Annotated in this window: 14 protein-coding genes; 8 read left to right on the top strand and 6 right to left on the bottom strand. The window is 72.7% G+C overall.

The window, feature by feature from the left end:
- The first annotated feature begins 203 nt into the window (after positions 1-203).
- Entirely contained in the window at positions 204-1,061 is an 858-nt protein-coding gene (locus tag ACH4S7_RS26615) for a chaplin (protein ID WP_398523815.1), read from the top strand.
- Positions 1,062-1,131: 70 nt separating this feature from the next.
- On the opposite strand, the gene ACH4S7_RS26610 is transcribed toward ACH4S7_RS26615, so the two are convergent.
- Positions 1,132-1,320: a DUF5703 family protein gene (locus tag ACH4S7_RS26610; RefSeq protein WP_398523814.1), complete on the bottom strand. Its 189-nt coding sequence runs from the start codon at positions 1,318-1,320 to the stop codon at positions 1,132-1,134.
- 47 nt (positions 1,321-1,367) lie between these two features.
- On the opposite strand from ACH4S7_RS26610, the gene ACH4S7_RS26605 reads away from it, so the two are divergent.
- The gene (locus tag ACH4S7_RS26605) at positions 1,368-2,027 is read left to right on the top strand and encodes a hypothetical protein (RefSeq protein WP_398523813.1); all 660 of its coding nucleotides are present in this window, start codon (positions 1,368-1,370) and stop codon (positions 2,025-2,027) included.
- A gap of 124 nt (positions 2,028-2,151) precedes the next feature.
- On the opposite strand, the gene ACH4S7_RS26600 is transcribed toward ACH4S7_RS26605, so the two are convergent.
- Both ACH4S7_RS26600 and ACH4S7_RS26595 read right to left on the bottom strand, forming a co-directional pair.
- Complete coding sequence (locus ACH4S7_RS26600) at positions 2,152-4,602, bottom strand: helix-hairpin-helix domain-containing protein (protein WP_398523812.1); 2,451 nt, start codon at positions 4,600-4,602, stop codon at positions 2,152-2,154.
- On the bottom strand, positions 4,599-5,582 hold the full coding sequence (locus tag ACH4S7_RS26595; RefSeq protein WP_398523811.1) for an aldo/keto reductase: 984 nt from the start codon (positions 5,580-5,582) through the stop codon (positions 4,599-4,601). The genes ACH4S7_RS26600 and ACH4S7_RS26595 overlap by 4 nt, the downstream gene beginning before the upstream one ends.
- Before the next feature lie 143 nt (positions 5,583-5,725).
- On the opposite strand from ACH4S7_RS26595, the gene ACH4S7_RS26590 reads away from it, so the two are divergent.
- Both ACH4S7_RS26590 and ACH4S7_RS26585 read left to right on the top strand, forming a co-directional pair.
- Entirely contained in the window at positions 5,726-6,775 is a 1,050-nt protein-coding gene (locus tag ACH4S7_RS26590) for an LLM class F420-dependent oxidoreductase (protein WP_398523810.1), read from the top strand.
- Between the two features lie 245 nt (positions 6,776-7,020).
- Entirely contained in the window at positions 7,021-7,806 is a 786-nt protein-coding gene (locus ACH4S7_RS26585) for a ferritin-like domain-containing protein (RefSeq protein WP_398523809.1), read from the top strand.
- Positions 7,807-7,821: 15 nt separating this feature from the next.
- On the opposite strand, the gene ACH4S7_RS26580 is transcribed toward ACH4S7_RS26585, so the two are convergent.
- Positions 7,822-8,823 (bottom strand): magnesium and cobalt transport protein CorA, encoded by a 1,002-nt coding sequence (locus tag ACH4S7_RS26580; RefSeq protein WP_398523808.1) that lies wholly within the window; start codon positions 8,821-8,823, stop codon positions 7,822-7,824.
- 116 nt (positions 8,824-8,939) lie between these two features.
- On the opposite strand from ACH4S7_RS26580, the gene ACH4S7_RS26575 reads away from it, so the two are divergent.
- The 4 genes from ACH4S7_RS26575 (at position 8,940) to mshC (ending at position 12,622) form a co-directional block, all read left to right on the top strand.
- Positions 8,940-9,635: a histidine phosphatase family protein gene (locus tag ACH4S7_RS26575; RefSeq protein ID WP_398523807.1), complete on the top strand. Its 696-nt coding sequence runs from the start codon at positions 8,940-8,942 to the stop codon at positions 9,633-9,635.
- Positions 9,636-9,819: 184 nt separating this feature from the next.
- Positions 9,820-10,410 (top strand): DUF3090 domain-containing protein, encoded by a 591-nt coding sequence (locus ACH4S7_RS26570; protein WP_398523806.1) that lies wholly within the window; start codon positions 9,820-9,822, stop codon positions 10,408-10,410.
- The gene (locus ACH4S7_RS26565) at positions 10,374-11,198 is read left to right on the top strand and encodes an SCO1664 family protein (protein ID WP_398523805.1); all 825 of its coding nucleotides are present in this window, start codon (positions 10,374-10,376) and stop codon (positions 11,196-11,198) included. Before ACH4S7_RS26570 ends, ACH4S7_RS26565 begins: the two co-directional genes overlap by 37 nt.
- A 194-nt stretch (positions 11,199-11,392) precedes the next feature.
- Positions 11,393-12,622, top strand: coding sequence for a cysteine--1-D-myo-inosityl 2-amino-2-deoxy-alpha-D-glucopyranoside ligase (mshC, locus tag ACH4S7_RS26560; RefSeq protein ID WP_398523804.1), 1,230 nt, complete (start codon positions 11,393-11,395; stop codon positions 12,620-12,622).
- A 595-nt stretch (positions 12,623-13,217) separates the two neighbouring features.
- Here mshC and ACH4S7_RS26555 read toward each other — a convergent pair.
- Entirely contained in the window at positions 13,218-14,420 is a 1,203-nt protein-coding gene (locus ACH4S7_RS26555; protein ID WP_398523803.1) for a PAC2 family protein, read from the bottom strand.
- 229 nt (positions 14,421-14,649) lie between these two features.
- Entirely contained in the window at positions 14,650-16,260 is a 1,611-nt protein-coding gene (locus ACH4S7_RS26550) for an FAD-dependent oxidoreductase (RefSeq protein ID WP_398523802.1), read from the bottom strand.
- Positions 16,261-16,271 lie beyond the last annotated feature (11 nt).

The raw sequence follows: 16,271 nt of genomic DNA, 5'->3' as shown, positions 1-16,271 counted from the left end.
GGTGGGTCTTAAAACCCCACGCTGTGCAACCCCGTGCCTCAAATTTTGTGGGGTTCCCCCCCGCCCCTGGGGGGGCGGGGGGGGGGCGGGGGGGGGGCGGGGGGGGGGGGCCCCGCGCCCGGGCACCGCCCGGCATTTCCGCTCCCGGGCGAACGGCCCCGGATGCATTCCAGGTATTCCTGAAGAAGGCAGGGAATTAACCCATGCGACAATTCACTCGCAAGGGCCTGATCACCATGGCGGCCGCGGGCGGGGCCATCGCCCTCGGCGGTGGCGGTTACGCGCAGGCGGACGCCGGCGCGCACGGAGGGGCCTCGCACTCACCGGGTGTCGCCTCCGGGAACTCGGTCCAGGTCCCGATCAACGTCCCCGTGAACGCGTGCGGGAACTCGGTCAATGTGGTCGGTCTGCTCAACCCGGCGTTCGGCAACAACTGCGCCAACACGTCCGCGGGCGCCAGGCCGCTCAAGCCCGCGCAGCCGGGCGGTTCGCACGCCGGTTCCGGTTCGCAGGCCGGCCCCGGCTCCCACACGAGCCCGGCTGTGCAGCCGGGCGCCACGGGCGGCGGCGCGCAGGCCACCGGGGGAGCGAGCCACTCGCCCGGCGTCGGCTCCGGGAACGCGGTCCAGGCCCCCGTCAGCGTTCCGGTGAACGCCTGCGGCAACAGCGTCTCGGTCGTCGGTCTGCTCAACCCGACCTTCGGCAACGACTGTGCCTCGGTCTCGTCGCCCGTCACCCCGATCGGCAACCCGCCCGTCGAGCCCGGCACCCCGGGCAAGCCCGGCCCCGGCAAGCCCGGTACGGGCACCCCCGTGAAGCCGGGTAACCCCCGGACCGGCGGCCCCGACCTGCCGGGCGAGGCCCGCACTCCCGGCACCCCCGCCACCCCGGCGGACGACCGGTCGGCGAGCGACCTCGCCGCGCAGGGCGACACCCGGGCCGAGGCCGATGACGAGCTGGCGATGACGGGTACCGACTCGCTCGGCCTGATCATCCCGGCCGGCGCCGGCATGCTGCTGGCGGGTGCGGTTCTCTACCGCCGCGCTCGCTCCGCCGCCTGAGCACGGCACTCCCGTACCACGTGGTACGACATGGGTGGGCCCTGCCGAGGCAGGGCCCTCTCCGCGTTCTTCACCAGGTGGCGCGCACCTGACGGATGATGCGCCGGCGCAGGCGGACCCGGCGGCTTCCGTCGCGGTGCAGTGTCAGTCGGTCCAACTCCCAGTGTCCGTACTCGGCGTGATCGGTCAGCAGTCGTGTCGCTTCTCCGCGGGGGATCCCGCGCGGCACGTACACGTCGACAAATTCGTATTCCGGCATCGCATCTATTGTGCGGGCACCGGCCCGGTACGGATAGCGTCTGCACTATGTCTGATGCTGCGCAGCCCACCGCCGCCGAGGTACGTGCCGCCGCCGAGGCGGTCAAAGCCGCACTGGACCGTCACCTCGCGGCGGTCGAGAATCGCACGGGAGAGGACGACCCGGCCGTCTACGAGGCGTTCAACACGCTCGCCGTCGCCGCGGAGGCGTACGACGAACGCCTCTACGACCGCTATGACGAGGTCACACCCTTCGAGATCCCGGGCGCGGACGAGACGCTCCCGGCCTACGCGGGCCCGGAGGAACCGAACGCCCTCAGCGTCCTCATCCGCCGCGACTACGCGGTGGTGGAGCCCGAGCGGCTGCTCGCGCAGGCGCGGCGGGTCAGCGATGCCGAGCCCGAGGACGTCGGCCGGTCGGGCGCCCAGACCGCCGCCGCCAGTGTGCACGGCGCGCTCGGGGTGCTCTTCGGCGAGTACGAGCCGGACGAGATCTCGTCCAGACAGAAGGAGTTCGGGCTGGAGGAGGGCGACTCCACGCTCTGGGTCTCGGCCGCGGAGGACCTCCCGGAGCCGGGTGAATGGCTCAGCGCGCCCTTCGAGCAGGTGGACCCCCAGCGGGTCGTCTGCCGCTTCGACGTCAGCTCCGTCTTCGACGAGGACGAGCTGGGCGAGGAGCTGGACGACCTCGACGAAGTGGGGCACTGACCGGCCGCGCTCCGGACAGGAGAGGCCCTGTCGCCCGGACCTGGTGTCCCGGCGACAGGGCCTCGTCCGTGCGCGTGGTCACGCACCTCGTCCGTGTGTCGTCACGGTGCGCGTCCGTGCGTGGTCACGGCGTCGGGGCCAGCAGCCCTTCGAGGAGCGGGCGCAGCCGCGTCGTGCGCTCCGGGGCCGGGATCTCCGTGACGGCGCGCGGCAGCGCCTGGTCCACGCCGTGCACCACGGAGAGATGGCGCTCGCCCCGGCCGAACGCGGTGTACACCCACGGGCGGTTCAACCCGCCCGCCGCGTCCCCCGGCAGCACCACGACAGCGGCCGGCCAGCGCATCCCCACCGCCTGGTGCGCGGTGAGCGCCCAGCCGTGCCGCACCGCGGACTCGACCCGGTCCTTCGGCACGGTCACCCCGGCACCGCCCGCGCAGTCCAGCCGCAGGCCCTCGGCGTCCGCCGAGACGACCGTGCCCGGCACGGTACGGCCCGGGGCCGGTGTGTAGGCGACCCGATCGCCCGGGTCGAAGCCGCCGAACCGGCCAGGACCGGGGTTCAGCCGCTGCTTGAGCGCCGCGTTCAGCGCGCGGGTGCCCGCGGAGCCGCCGTGCCCCACGGTGATCACCTGCGTCTGCTCGGGCGGCACGCCGATCGCCCGTGGCACCGAATCGGCGACGAGCTGCACGGTCCGGTGGACGGCTTCGCCCGCGTCCCGCACCGGGACGATGACGACCTCCTTGCGGGGCGCGTCCACCGCGTTCAGCTCGCCGATTCCGATGCCGGAGACCAGCTCGCCGATCGGGCCGGGGTCCGGGGTCCGGGAGACGATCCGCGGACACACCTTCGCCGCCAGCAGATCCTCGAAGACCCGCCCGGCGCCCGCCGAACCCAGCCGACCGGGGTCACCACTGAGCACCAGCCGGCTGCCGTCCGGCATCGACTCGACCAGCATCGCCGCGCTCTCCACATCGAGCTGCGGCGCGTCCAGCACGACCAGCAGATCCAGCGCCAGCGCGCCCTCGGGATCCCGACCGGGTCCCTGGGTGCCGGCGAGCAGAGCGGCGACGGTGACCACGGCCGGACCGCTGGCCGGTCCACCGCACTCGCTGTGCACGGCGACGACCGCCCGCAGGCCCAGTCCGCCCGCGGTCTCGGCCAGCGCGACCGGTTCGGCGCTCGCCGCCTCGCCGCCCGTATGGGTCACCAGACCGCTCGCCGCCACCGCGCGGGTCAGCTCGGTGGGCTCGGCACCCGCCCAGCGGTCATCGGCGCCCGCCTTGGCGAGCCGCGCGAGACCGTCCGCGAGGCTCTCCTCGGCCAGGGCGTACCGGTCGAGTCCCAGCAGCACCGGAACGGGCGGCGGGGTGGCCTCCCGCTCGGCTTCCGCCGCGTCCTCGGTGGCGTCGTCCGGCGCGCCGTCGGCGGCCTCGGCCGCATCCTCCGCGCCGTCCTGGAAGAGCAGCACGACGCCGTCGGCGACGGCCCGCAGCAGGGCCTCGTCCGGATCGGGCACCGAACGCTCCGCCAGCGCACTCCGTACGGCGGCTGAGTCCAGCGCCGTATGCCCCTGCCGGGCCGCGCTCTCCAGCCGCCAGGTGATCAGGGCGGCCGTCCGGCGCTCGTCGTCCGGGCCGCAACCGCCGCCGAGCAGGGCCCGGGCGAAACCGTCGGCCTGTTCGGGCCGGACCCCCGGCACCGAGAGCAACTGCCACGGGTCCTCGCGGAGGATGTCCGCCGCCTGCTCCCCGAGCACATCCGCGACCTGGACCGCGAGCGCGTCGGGCGCGCCACCCGCCGCCAGCACCTCCCGGACGAGGGCTACGGAGACGGGGGCGCCGGGCGCCGGCACGGTGGGCCGCTCGGGCGCCGGGGTGGTCGGCCGCCCGGTCACCGAGGGGGCGGGCCGCTCGGGCGCGGGGGCGTCGAAGAAGACGCTGTCCGCCTTCTCGCCGCTCTCCACCGCCCGCACCGCCGCGAGCAGATCGGCGGCCTTGCCGCTCAGCCTGCTTCCGCTCTCGATGGGCCCGCTCTTCGCCGCCTTCCGCGCCTCGATCCGGGCCAGCGTCTCCCGCTGGGCCGCCAGCTCCGCCTCGGTCTCCGACAACGGGACGGTGGCGGCGCCCTCGGCGCCATCCGGGGCGACGGGTGCGTCGTCGGCACCGGCTGCCGCGGATCCAGTGGCTTCCGTGCCCTCCGGCTGACCCGGCTCGTCAGCCTCCCCGGTGACGGCGGTGCTCGTGGCCGCGGGGTCAGGGACGTCGGTCGTGTCGGGGAGGTCGGTCACGGGATCCTCCGACGGGTCGCCCGGGTGCCCGTCGGGGGACTCGGGCGACCCGACGGAGGCGGTGCCCCCGTCTTCGGAGCCGACCCCGTCGGCCGCCCCCTCGACGGGGGCCTCCGGCGTGCCGACTTCGGCCGTCGTGGCGTCCCCCGGCGCGGTCGGCTCGGGAACGGTCGGCTCGGGAACGGCCGACGCCGGGTCGTCGGAGCCCTCCGGCGACTCGACGGAGGCGGCGGGGGTCGGCTCCTCGGCCGGGGAATCGGGGTTCGGCCCCCGGGAAGGCGCGGTCACAGCGTGCTCCAGTCCTGGTCGGGATAGCGGTGCACGGGCGCCGACACATCGTCCAACGCCTGGCAGATCTCGTCAGGAAGCGTAAGCGCCTCCACCGACAACGCCGCCGCGAGCTGCTGCGCGTTGCGCGCGCCGACGATCGGCGCCACCACTCCGGGGCGGTCCCGCACCCACGCCAGCGCCACCTGGAGCGGCGTCGCGGCCAGCCCGTCCGCCGCCGTGAGCAGCGCGTCGACGACACTGTCCGCCGTCTCGTCCAGATACGGCTCGACGAACGGCCCCAGTATCTCCGAGGCCCCCCGGGAGCCCGTGGGGGTCCCGTGCCGGTACTTCCCCGTCAGCACCCCCCGCCCCAGTGGTGACGACGGCAGCAGCCCCACCCCCAGATCCAGCGCGGCGGGCAGCACCTCGCGCTCCACCCCGCGCTGCAACAGGGAGTACTCCATCTGCGTACTGGCCAGCCGGGTGCGCACGCCCGGCGCCGCGAGCTGCCAGGTCGCCGCCTTGGCGAGCTGCCAGCCGCAGAAGTTCGACACGCCCGCATAGCGCGCCCGGCCGCTGCTCACCGCGATGTCCAGCGCCTGGAGGGTCTCATCCAGCGGCGTCGCCGGATCGAAGGCGTGGACCTGCCACAGATCCACGTAGTCCGTACCGAGCCGTGCCAGCGACTCGTCCAGCGCGGCGAGCAGATGTCCGCGCGAGCCGTCGAAACGGCGATCCGGATCGGGCACGCTGCCCGCCTTCGTCGCCACGACGAGATCGCGCCGGGGGACCAGCCGCTCGACCAACTGCCCGAGGAGGTACTCCGCCTCCCCGCCCCCGTAGACATCGGCGGTGTCGACCAGCGTCCCACCCGCTTCCCAGAACGCCTTGAGCTGGTCCGCCGCGTCATGCTCATCGGTGTCCCGGCCCCAGGTCAGGGTGCCGAGTCCGATCCGGGACACGCGCAGGCCGGTACGGCCGAGATGCCTCTGCTCCATGAGCGCTGAGGTTACTGGCCGGGGGACGCCCCCGAGAGAGCCTGTGGACAACCGTCCCCCGGCCCCCGCCCCCTGACGGATCACGGGCGCCCGCGCTAGAGTCCCCGGAACAGCGACGTTACTGATCAGTAAGGGGAGCGGTTATGCGGCTCGGCATCAACCTCGGCTACTGGGGTGCGGGGATGGACGGCGACAATCTCGCGGTCGCCAAGGAGGCCGACAAGCTCGGCTACGACGTCTGTTGGGCCGCGGAGGCGTACGGATCCGACGCCCCCACCGTCCTCGCCTGGGTCGCCGCCCACACCGAACGCATCGACGTCGGCTCCGCCATCCTCCAGATCCCGGCCCGGCAGCCCGCGATGACCGCGATGACCGCCGCCACCCTCGACTCCCTCTCCAACGGCCGCTTCCGCCTCGGCCTCGGCGTCTCCGGCCCCCAGGTCTCCGAGGGCTGGTACGGGGTGAAGTTCGACAAGCCGCTCGCCCGCACCCGTGAGTACGTCGAGATCGTCCGCCGGGCGATGTCCCGCGAGCGGCTCTCGTACGAGGGCGAGCACTGGACCCTGCCCCTGCCGGACGGGCCGGGCAAGCCGATCAAGCTCACCGTCCACCCCCAGCGCGAGCACATTCCGCTCTACATCGCCGCGATCGGCCCCAAGAACCTGGAACAGACCGGCGAGATCGCCGACGGCGCCCTGCTGATCTTCCCCTCAGCCGACCATCTGGAGGACACCGCCCTGCGGCACCTGCGGGCGGGCCGGGAGAAGGCCGGCAAGACCATGGAGGGCTTCGACGTCTGCCCCACCCTGCCCCTCGCGATCGGCGACGACATCGACGCGCTCGCCGACATGTTCCGCCCGTACACCGCCCTGTACGTCGGTGGCATGGGCAGCCGCAAGCAGAACTTCTACAACCAGCTCGCCCGGCGGATGGGATACGAGAAGGAGGCCGCCGAGATCCAGGACAAGTACCTCGCCGGCGACAAGGAGGGCGCGGCGGCGGCCGTCCCCCGGGAGCTGATCGACTCCACCACCCTGCTGGGCCCGGTGGAGCGGATCGCCGAACGGATGCAGGCGTACGCGGCGGCCGGTGTCACCACCCTCACCCTCGCCCCGGCCGGATTCTCCCTCGACGACCGGCTCGCCTCGCTGCGCGCCGGTACCGCGGCCATGGAGCGCGCCGGACTGGCCTGAGCGCACGGGCCTGGGGGCCCCTCCCTCGGAAGGGCCCCCAGGCGGGGGCTCCACGGCCGTGGTGGGGGCTCGGGGTGCCTCCCCGCCACGGCCGTCACGCGTACAACGTCGCCGGGACCGTCCGGTTACTGGCCGACTCCGGAGCGTTCTCCGCCGAACGGCGGAGTTTGGCCGAGCCCCCTGTTGCCGCCGTCCGCGTGCCGCATTTGACTCGTTCTGGCGGACGCCCTCAGGAGGTGGCAGTGATGCTCTCGGCCCGGAATCTCTTCCAGGAAATCATCGACAACGACGATTCCTACCGGCTCTTCTGCTCCATAGCGGCCAGCGGCGAGGCCCAGGGCGGTTGGGAGAACGCCCGGATCGCCGCCCTCGTGCCGGAGAGCATGAGCACGCTCGCCCCGAAGATCACCCGGCACGGCGCCGACGAGGACAAACACGGTCGGATCTTCCAGGCCCTGCTCAAGAAGCGCGGTCTCGAACCCGTACCCGTCCCGCCCGAGGCCGACTACACCATGCTCCTGGAACGTCAGGGCATCGGCCTCACCCATGAGAAGCTCCGCCGCGACGAGCCCCTCACCGAGGAGGACATCGTCGTCTATCTCGCCCACAGCAGGGTCACCGAGCAGCGGGCGGCCGACCAGATGGACATGCTGGTCAGGTACTTCGGCGACCATCCCGAGGTCGGCCGGGCCATCAGGATGATCGGCCACGACGAGGACAACCACCTCGCCTACTGTCACGAGGAACTCCTGCGCCTCGCCGCGGCCGGCCACGGCCGCGCCATCCAACGCGTCCTGCGCCAGAGCGCCCTCGCCGAGATCAGGGTCTACCGCGATGTCAGCCTCGCCGTGATGGCGCACATGGGCCGCCTGCTGCACTGGCCCCGGGCCAAGTCCGCCGCACTGGCCACCGGTATCCGCGCGATGTACGCCTACGAGCGGGTCGGCGGCTGGCACCGGATGATCAGCCTGAAGCCCCCGGAGCGACAGGGCGCCCTCGACGGTCCGCCGACGGCCGCCCCCGCCTTCTGACCGCCCGCGGACCGCTCAGAGCCATCCCCGCCGCTTGAACTGCCGGAACAGCCCGTAGACCACGCCCGCCATCAGACAGATCACGGCCGGATAGCCCCAGACCCACCCCAACTCGGGCATGTGCTCGAAGTTCATCCCGTACACCCCGGCGACCAGGGTCGGCACGGCGGCCATGGCGGCCCACGCCGAGATCTTCCGCATATCGTCGTTCTGCCGGACGCCCTGCTGGGCGAGGTGGGCCGCCAGAATGTCCGACAGCAGCCGGTCCAGACCTTCGACCTGCTCATTGGCACGTGTCAAATGGTCACTGACATCGCGGAAGAACGGCTGAGAACGATCGTGCACGAACGGCACGCCCGCGCCCGCCAGCCGGGTCATCGGGCCTGCCAGCGGCCCGCTCGCCCGGCGGAACTCCAGCACCTGCCGCTTGAAGACGTAGATCCGCTCCGCCGTCGGGCGGTCCGAGCCGCTCGACCCGCCGTCCGGCGCGAAGACCTCCGCCTCCATCTCCTCCAGATCCACCTGGAGCTCCCCGGCGACCTCGATGTAATGGTCCACGATCGCGTCACTGACCGCATAGAGCACCGATGTCGGCCCGTGCGTCAGCACCTCGGGCTCCGCCTCCAGCCGCTTGCGCACGGCCGCGAGGGGGGAGCCCTCCCCGTGGCGGACCGTCACCACGAACGAGTCGCCGATGAAGAGCATCAGCTCGCCCGTGGTGACGGTGTCACTCTCCGGCTCGTACACCACTGGCTTCAGGACCACGAACAGGGAGTCGTCGTAGACCTCCAGTTTGGGGCGCTGATGCGCCCGCAGCGCGTCCTCCACCGCCAGCGGATGGAGCCCGAACTCGCTCGCGACCAGTGCGAACTCCTCCTCCGTCGGCTCATGCATCCCGAGCCACAGAAAGGCGTCGCCGTCCTTCCTGGCCTTGTCGAGCGCGTCGGAGAAGTCCGCCGGTCCCTCGGTGCGGCGCCCGTCTCGGTAGAGGGCGCGGTCCACGATCACGGCGCGCATTCTTCCGCGCGGGCCGACCCGGCGCACGTCACCACGCGCCCGCGCCCGGGGTGCTCCCGCTGGATCACGCCCCCTGATCCGGCCCGTCCCCGTGGAAACGCCCTAGGGTGGCGGACATGGCCACCCTCATCCTCGTACGCCACGGACGCTCGACCGCCAACACCGCGGGGGTGCTCGCCGGCTGGACCCCCGGCGTCCATCTGGACGAACGCGGCGCCGCGCAGGCGGCCGGTCTGCCCGGACGCCTCGCGGATGTCTCGCTCGCCGCCGTGGTCAGCAGCCCGCTGGAACGCTGCGCGCAGACGCTGCGACCGTTGCTGGACGCCCGCCGCGAACTCGAACCGCGCACCGACGACCGGATCGGGGAGTGCCACTACGGGGACTGGTCGGGGCGCAAGCTGCGCGAGCTGGCCGACGACCCGCTGATGGAGGTCGTCCAGAACCATCCGTCGGCGGCGGTCTTCCCGGGCGGCGAGTCGATGCGGGCCATGCAGGCGCGGGCCGTGGACGCCGTACGGGAGTGGAACGCCCGGGTGGACGCCGAGCACGGCGAGGACGCCGCCTATCTGATGTGTTCCCACGGGGACATCATCAAGGCGATCGTCGCTGACGCGCTCGGCATACATCTCGATCTGTTTCAGCGGATCCATGTGGAACCGTGTTCCGTGACAGCGATCCGTTACACCCGGACCCGCCCATTTCTTCTGCGGCTGGGGGACACCGGCGACCTCGGTTCACTGGCGCCGCGCGGCGGCGGCGACCGGGGCGCGGACGGTGCGGCGGTCGTCGGGGGCGGCTCGGGCGCCCCGTGATCGCGCTGAGCAGTAGGGTGGACGGGCCGAAAGTCCGTATGCCGTCCGAGCCACGGTCATCGGCGGCCATGCACCCCTGATCGACGCCGACCCCCGCCAGGGCCGAGGCGGCGGAGAGGGGGCGCGCACGGTCGAGCGTTGTTGAGATTGTTGAGCATTTCCAAGGATTCGAGGGAGACAGCGCGTGCCCCGTCAGGTGTTCCTCTATGACCCGCCGGACCGTTTCGTGGCCGGTACGGTCGGGCTGCCTGGACGCCGTACGTTCTTTCTGCAGGCGTCGACGGCGGGCCGGGTCACCAGCGTGGCGCTGGAGAAGACCCAGGTCGCCGCGCTCGCCGAGCGGATCGACGAGCTGCTGGACGAGGTCGTGCGCCGCACCGGGGGCAATGCCCCGGTCCCGGCCGTGGCGCCCGCCGATGTCGCGGACACGGCGCCGCTGGACGCCCCCGTCGAGGAGGAGTTCCGGGTCGGGACCATGGCCCTGGCCTGGGACGGCGAGGAACAGCGCATGATCGTCGAGGCGCAGGCCCTGGTCGAGCTGGACGCGGATTCCGAGGAGGATCTCGCGGAGGCAGAGGAGCGACTGCTCCAGGACGAGGAGAACGGCCCACCGATGCTGCGCGTCCGGCTGACCGGCGCGCAGGCGCGGGCCTTCGCCAAACGCGCGCTGGACGTGGTGAACGCCGGCCGGCCCCCCTGCCCGCTGTGCAGCCTGCCCCTCGACCCGGAAGGACACGTATGCCCGCGCCAGAACGGATACCGCCGGGGAGTCTGACCTCGCTGGACCTGCTCGCCCGAGGTGAGCTGACCGTACGCGGCCGGGTCCGGGAGGCGTCCAACGCGGTGCTGTTCTGCTCGGTCTCGTACGAGGGCGAGGACGCCTCCTGCGTCTACAAGCCGGTCGCAGGTGAGCGCCCCCTGTGGGACTTCCCGGACGGGACGCTGGCGCAGCGCGAGGTGGCCGCCTACGAGATCTCCGAGGCGCTCGGCTGGGGTCTGGTGCCGCCCACCGTCCTGCGGGACGGGCCCTACGGCCGTGGCATGGTCCAGCTCTGGATCGAGACCGACCCCGGCCCGGCCGGGTCCCTGCTGGCGCTGGTCGAGGACGAGGAGCCGGCCGACGGCTGGAAGGCGGTCGGTCTCGCCGAGGTGGGCGAGGGGCGCACCGCGCTGCTGGTGCACGCCGACGACGCCAGGCTGCGGCGGCTGGCGGTGCTCGACGCGATCATCAACAACGGCGACCGCAAGGGCGGCCATCTGCTGCCGGCGCCCGGCGGCGCGCTCTACGCCATCGACCACGGGGTCACCTTCAACGTGGACGACAAGCTGCGGACCCTGCTGTGGGGTTGGGCGGGGGAGCCGCTGACGGCGGAGGCGGTGTCGGCCCTGGACTCGCTCGCCGCCGCGCTGGCCGACGGCGGGCCGCTCGTCACCCGGCTGGCGGAACTGCTCACGGCCGCCGAGGTGACGGCCGTACGGGCGCGGGTGGCCGGGCTGCGGGAGACCAGGACGCATCCGGAGCCGTCGGGGCAGTGGCCCCCGATCCCCTGGCCCCCGGTCTGATCCCCCGGCCCGATCCCTCGGCCCGATGCCCCCGCCCAGGCCCCGGGCGCTCGTCCAAGGCCCCGGGCCGGGGGCGTCCGCACCCGCACGTACGGGGCGATGCACATCCGCGATGCACACCGCAAGACCGCACAACCAGCCAACCGGCGTGATCCGGTTCGTATCCGGATACTCCGTCCGGTTACGCTCAAGCCATGTATGCCTGGCCCGCTTCTGAGGTCCCCGCCCTGCCTGGCAAGGGCCGCGACCTCCGGATCCACGACACCGCGACCGGTGGACCGCTCACCCTCGCCCCCGGTCCCGTCGCCCGTATCTACGTCTGCGGCATCACGCCGTACGACGCGACCCACCTGGGTCACGCGGCGACCTACAACGCGTTCGACCTCGTTCAGCGCGTGTGGCTCGACACCAAGCGGCAGGTCCACTACGTCCAGAACGTCACCGACATCGACGATCCCCTGCTGGAGCGCGCACTCCGCGACGGACAGGACTGGACCCGTCTCGCCGAGCGCGAGACCGCACTCTTCCGCGAGGACATGACCGCCCTGCGGATGATCCCGCCGCGCCACTACATAGGCGCGGTGGAATCGATACCGGGGATCGTCCCGCTGGTCGAACGGCTCCGCGACGCCGGTGCCGCGTACGAACTCGAAGGCGACACCTACTTCTCCGTCGAGGCCGACCCGCACTTCGGCGAGGTCTCCCACCTCGACGCCGAGGCCATGCGGATCCTCTCCGCCGAGCGCGGCGGCGACCCCGAGCGCCCCGGCAAGAAGAACCCGCTCGACCCGATGCTGTGGATGGCCGCCCGCGAGGGCGAGCCGAGCTGGGACGGCGGCAGCCTCGGCCGCGGCCGGCCCGGCTGGCACATCGAGTGCGTGGCCATCGCCCTGGACCACCTCGGCATGGGCTTCGACATCCAGGGCGGCGGCTCCGACCTCACCTTCCCCCACCACGAGATGGGCGCCTCGCACGCCCAGGCCCTCACCGGCGAGCACCCCTTCGCCCAGGCATACGTCCACGCCGGCATGGTGGCGCTGGACGGCGAGAAGATGTCCAAGTCCAAGGGCAACCTGGTCTTCGTCTCCACCCTGCGCCGCGACGGGGTCGACCCGGCCGCCATCCGCCTCGCCCTCCTCTCGCACCACTACCGGGCCGACTGGGAGTGGACCGACCGGATCCTCCGGGACGCCGAGGAACGGCTCGCGAACTGGCGCGCGGCGGTGTCCCGTCCCGACGGGCCGTCCGCCGACGCCCTGCTGGAGGAGATCCGTACCGCCCTCGCGGACGATCTCGACGCACCCACCGCCCTCGCCGCCGTCGACCGCTGGGCCGCGCTCCAGCGCAGCGCCGGAGGTACGGACGAGGGCGCTCCCGGTCTCGTGTCCCGGGCGGTCGACGCCCTGCTGGGGGTCGCCCTGTAGGCCCTGTCCGGGCGATGTGTCGGGGGGGGCGACGGGACGTACGGCACGTCCCCTCGGCCCGTGGGGGCCTGGGGAGGCCCCATGCCTCGGCCCGTGGGGGCCTGGGGAGGCCCCATGCCTCGGCCCGTGCGGGCCTGGGCATGCCCCACGCATCTGAGGCCGCGGGCTGACCTCGAAGATCGCCAGGGCAGGACCTGGCGGGGATACACCACACGACGGAACGGGTGCCGGGCGGTCTGACCGCCCGGCACCCGCGTGTGTTCCGGGCGAAGGGCCCACTGAGCCCCACTGAGCCCGCTGTGCCCCGGTGAGCGAGGCCGCGGTGCCGGGGCGGACGGCCCCCCGGCCGGATCCGTCGGAGGCTTCCCGGTGGGGCGTGCGCCGATCACCCGGTGATCGGGGTCAGGGCCGACCGTGCGCCGACCCGGATGCCGCTCCCGAGCGGCGGGGCGTGCCGCTCACCACGTCCGGTGGTCCGGGTTCCGTTACCACCACGGGCGACGAGGCCCCGGCCCGTCCGGTGCGAGGCTTCGGGGCCGAGCCCCACGCGGCGGTGCCCCCCTTCCTGGGAGGGGAGGGGGGCACCGCCGCGCACTCAGTCGTCCGGGGAATCTCCCGGCCCGTCCGGGCCGGGGGGTCCGCCCGGCCCGGACGCCGGTCGTGAGCCCCGCCCCCGGTCGCGATCCGGTCCGGGTTTCTCAGCCGAATCCGAATCCGAATCCGGTCCGGATGCCGGTCCCGACGCCGGGTCCGGACCCGGGTCCGGCGATCGCTCCGGTGCCGCCTCCGGCTCCGCAGCAGGCCGGTCGGAGTCCGTGGCCGGGTCGGCGTCCGGATCCGTACCCGTCCTCGGCTCCGAACGCGGCGGTTTCGGCGGTCTGTTCAGACCGCCGGCGGGATCCCTCAGGTAGGAACCCTCCCCGCCGTCGGTCGCGAGCCCCGGACCGCTGCCGGGGCCCCCGTCCCGCCGCCGCAGATACCGCTCGAACTCGCGGGCGATGGCCTCACCCGACGCCTCGGGAAGCTCCGCGGTGTCCCGCGCCTCCTCCAGCGTCTGCACGTACTCCGCCACCTCGCTGTCCTCGGCGGCCAGTTGGTCCACGCCCAACTGCCAGGCCCGCGCGTCCTCGGGCAGTTCGCCCTGGGGGATCCGCAGACCGATCAGATCCTCCAGCCGATTCAGTAGCGCCAGTGTCGCCTTCGGGTTGGGCGGTTGCGACACATAGTGCGGCACCGCCGCCCACAGACTCACCGCGGGCACGCCCGCGTGTGTGCACGCCTCCTGCAGAATGCCGACGATGCCCGTGGGCCCCTCGTACCGCGTCTCCTCCAGGTCCATCGTCCTGGCCAGATCGGGGTCCGACGTGATGCCGCTGACCGGCACCGGCCGGGTGTGCGGAGTGTCCCCGAGCAGCGCGCCGAGGATCACCACCATCTCCACGCCCAGTTCATGGGCGAATCCGAGGATCTCGTTACAGAACGAACGCCAGCGCATGGACGGCTCTATGCCGCGCACCAGCACCAGGTCACGCGGCTTCTCACCGCCGACGCGGACCACCGAAAGCCTCGTCGTGGGCCAGGTGATCTTCCGTACACCGCCGTCCAGCCACACCGTCGGCCGGTTGACCTGGAAGTCGTAGTAGTCCTCGGCGTCGAGCGCCGCGAACACCTCGCCCTTCCATTCCCGGTCCAGGTGTGCGACCGCTGTGGAGGCGGCGTCGCCGGCGTCGTTCCAACCCTCGAACGCGGCCACCATGACCGGGTCGATCAGCTCGGGTACCCCCTCGAGCTCGATCACCCAGTGCCTCCTTCCGAAGTTCCCTTTCGTACCCTCCAACCTTACGGCTTACGGGGTACCCGTCCGCAGCCCTCCGCACGCGCGGGTGAACCCGGCGGGTGCGTCACGTGCCGTTCGTCCAAGACGGGGCCGGGCCGCGGATTCCCCAGGTGGCCGGGCAAACAGTGTGGGCGGCCCCGAAGGACCGCCCACATCATGCGAGATCGGCCGCGGAACCGCGGCCGGGGGATCAGGACCGCTCGCCGAGCAGCCCCTCCACCCGTCCCCGGATCTCGTCAGTCGCCAGACCCCGGATCGTCAGCGTCGTACGGCGACGCAGCACGTCGTCCGCGGTCTCCGCCCACTCGTGGTCACGCGCGTACACCACCTGCGCCCAGATCTCCGGGGCGTCCGGGTGGATCCGCTCCGCCAGCGCCGCGTCGTCGTTGGCGAGCCGTGCGATGTCGAAGGCGAGCGAACCGTAGTGGGTCGCCAGATGGCGCGCGGTGTCCGCCGCCATCCGCGGACCCGGCGTGCCGCCGTCGACCAGCAGCCGGTGCGCCACCGCGTTCGGGTTGGCTATGCCCGGCAGCGGCAGCTTCTTCGGCAGCCGGGAGATCGGCTCCATGTCCTCGGCCAGCGGCTGCCCGGGGAGCGCCGCCAGCTTGTTCATCACCGTACGGCCGATATGACGGAACGTCGTCCACTTGCCGCCGGCCACCGACAGCATCCCGCCGCTGCCCTCGGACACCACCGTCTCCCGCTTGGCCTTCGAGGTGTCGCCGGGGCCACCCGGCAGCACCCGCAGACCGGCGAACGAGTAGGTGATCAGATCGCGCGACAACTGCTGGTCGCGGATCGAGTACGCGGCCTCGTCCAGGATCTGCGCGGTGTCCTTCTCGTTCACCGCGACGTCACCCGGGTCGCCCTCGTACTCCTCGTCCGTCGTACCGAGCAGCAGCATGTCCTCCCAGGGGAGGGCGAAGGTGATGCGGTACTTGTCGATCGGGGTCGCCAGCGCGGCCTTCCAGGGCGAGGTGCGCTTCAGCACCAGGTGCGCGCCCTTGGAGAGACGGATCGACGGGGCCGCCTTCGGGTCCTCCATCCGGCGCAGGTGGTCCACCCACGGGCCGGTCGCGTTGAGCACCAGACGGGCCGTCACCCCGAACTCCGTACCGTCCGTACGGTCCTTCAGCTCGGCGCCCGTCACCCGGCCGCTGGTGAACCGCAGTCCGGTCACCTCGGCGTGGTTGAGGACCGTCGCGCCCGCCTCGGCGGCGGCGCGGACCGTCATCAGTGCCATCCGCGCGTCGTTCATCTGGTCGTCCCCGTACACGGCGACGGCCTTCAGGTTCTCCGTACGCAGCTCGGGCACATCACGCCGCGCCTTCGCCGCGCTGATGACATGACCGACGCCGTCACCGAACGCGGAGAGCGCCGAGTAGGCGAAGACGCCCGCGCCGAGCTTCGCCGCGCCGTGCGGTCCGCCCTTGTAGACGGGCAGGTAGAACGTCAGCGGATTGGCGAGGTGGGGGGCCACCTCGCGGGAGACCGCGCGCCGTTCGAAGTGGTTCTCCGCCACCAGCTTCACCGCGCCGGTCTGGAGGTAGCGCAGACCGCCGTGGAGCAGCTTGGAGGAGGCGGAGGAGGTCGCGCCGGCGAAGTCGCCGGCGTCCACCAGAGCCACCCGCAGCCCGGACTGCGCGGCGTGCCAGGCGGTGGAGATGCCCAGGATGCCGCCGCCGATCACCAGAAGGTCGTAGGTCGCCTTGGAGAGCTGCTCCCTCGTCTCGGCGCGGCTCGGGAGGGAGCCGTAGGCCGGGTGCGTCCCCAGGGCGGGGACGCTCTGCAGGGTGGTCATGGTCGATACTC

The organism is Streptomyces sp. NPDC020965 (assembly GCF_044333555.1).
Taxonomy (GTDB): domain Bacteria; phylum Actinomycetota; class Actinomycetes; order Streptomycetales; family Streptomycetaceae; genus Streptomyces.
Note: the sequence above shows the minus strand (reverse complement) of the source record. Positions and strands in the feature narration are given on the sequence as shown.

What these genes read in the sequence shown, in the direction of transcription:
- ACH4S7_RS26615 (WP_398523815.1), top strand. Translation starts at nt 204, where the DNA reads ATGCGACAATTCACTCGCAAGGGCCTGATCACCATGGCGGCCGCGGGC.
- ACH4S7_RS26610 (WP_398523814.1), bottom strand. Translation starts at nt 1,320, where the DNA reads ATGCCGGAATACGAATTTGTCGACGTGTACGTGCCGCGCGGGATCCCC.
- ACH4S7_RS26605 (WP_398523813.1), top strand. Translation starts at nt 1,368, where the DNA reads ATGTCTGATGCTGCGCAGCCCACCGCCGCCGAGGTACGTGCCGCCGCC.
- ACH4S7_RS26595 (WP_398523811.1), bottom strand. Translation starts at nt 5,582, where the DNA reads ATGGAGCAGAGGCATCTCGGCCGTACCGGCCTGCGCGTGTCCCGGATC.
- ACH4S7_RS26590 (WP_398523810.1), top strand. Translation starts at nt 5,726, where the DNA reads ATGCGGCTCGGCATCAACCTCGGCTACTGGGGTGCGGGGATGGACGGC.
- ACH4S7_RS26585 (WP_398523809.1), top strand. Translation starts at nt 7,021, where the DNA reads ATGCTCTCGGCCCGGAATCTCTTCCAGGAAATCATCGACAACGACGAT.
- ACH4S7_RS26580 (WP_398523808.1), bottom strand. Translation starts at nt 8,823, where the DNA reads ATGCGCGCCGTGATCGTGGACCGCGCCCTCTACCGAGACGGGCGCCGC.
- ACH4S7_RS26575 (WP_398523807.1), top strand. Translation starts at nt 8,940, where the DNA reads ATGGCCACCCTCATCCTCGTACGCCACGGACGCTCGACCGCCAACACC.
- ACH4S7_RS26565 (WP_398523805.1), top strand. Translation starts at nt 10,374, where the DNA reads ATGCCCGCGCCAGAACGGATACCGCCGGGGAGTCTGACCTCGCTGGAC.
- mshC (WP_398523804.1), top strand. Translation starts at nt 11,393, where the DNA reads ATGTATGCCTGGCCCGCTTCTGAGGTCCCCGCCCTGCCTGGCAAGGGC.
- ACH4S7_RS26550 (WP_398523802.1), bottom strand. Translation starts at nt 16,260, where the DNA reads ATGACCACCCTGCAGAGCGTCCCCGCCCTGGGGACGCACCCGGCCTAC.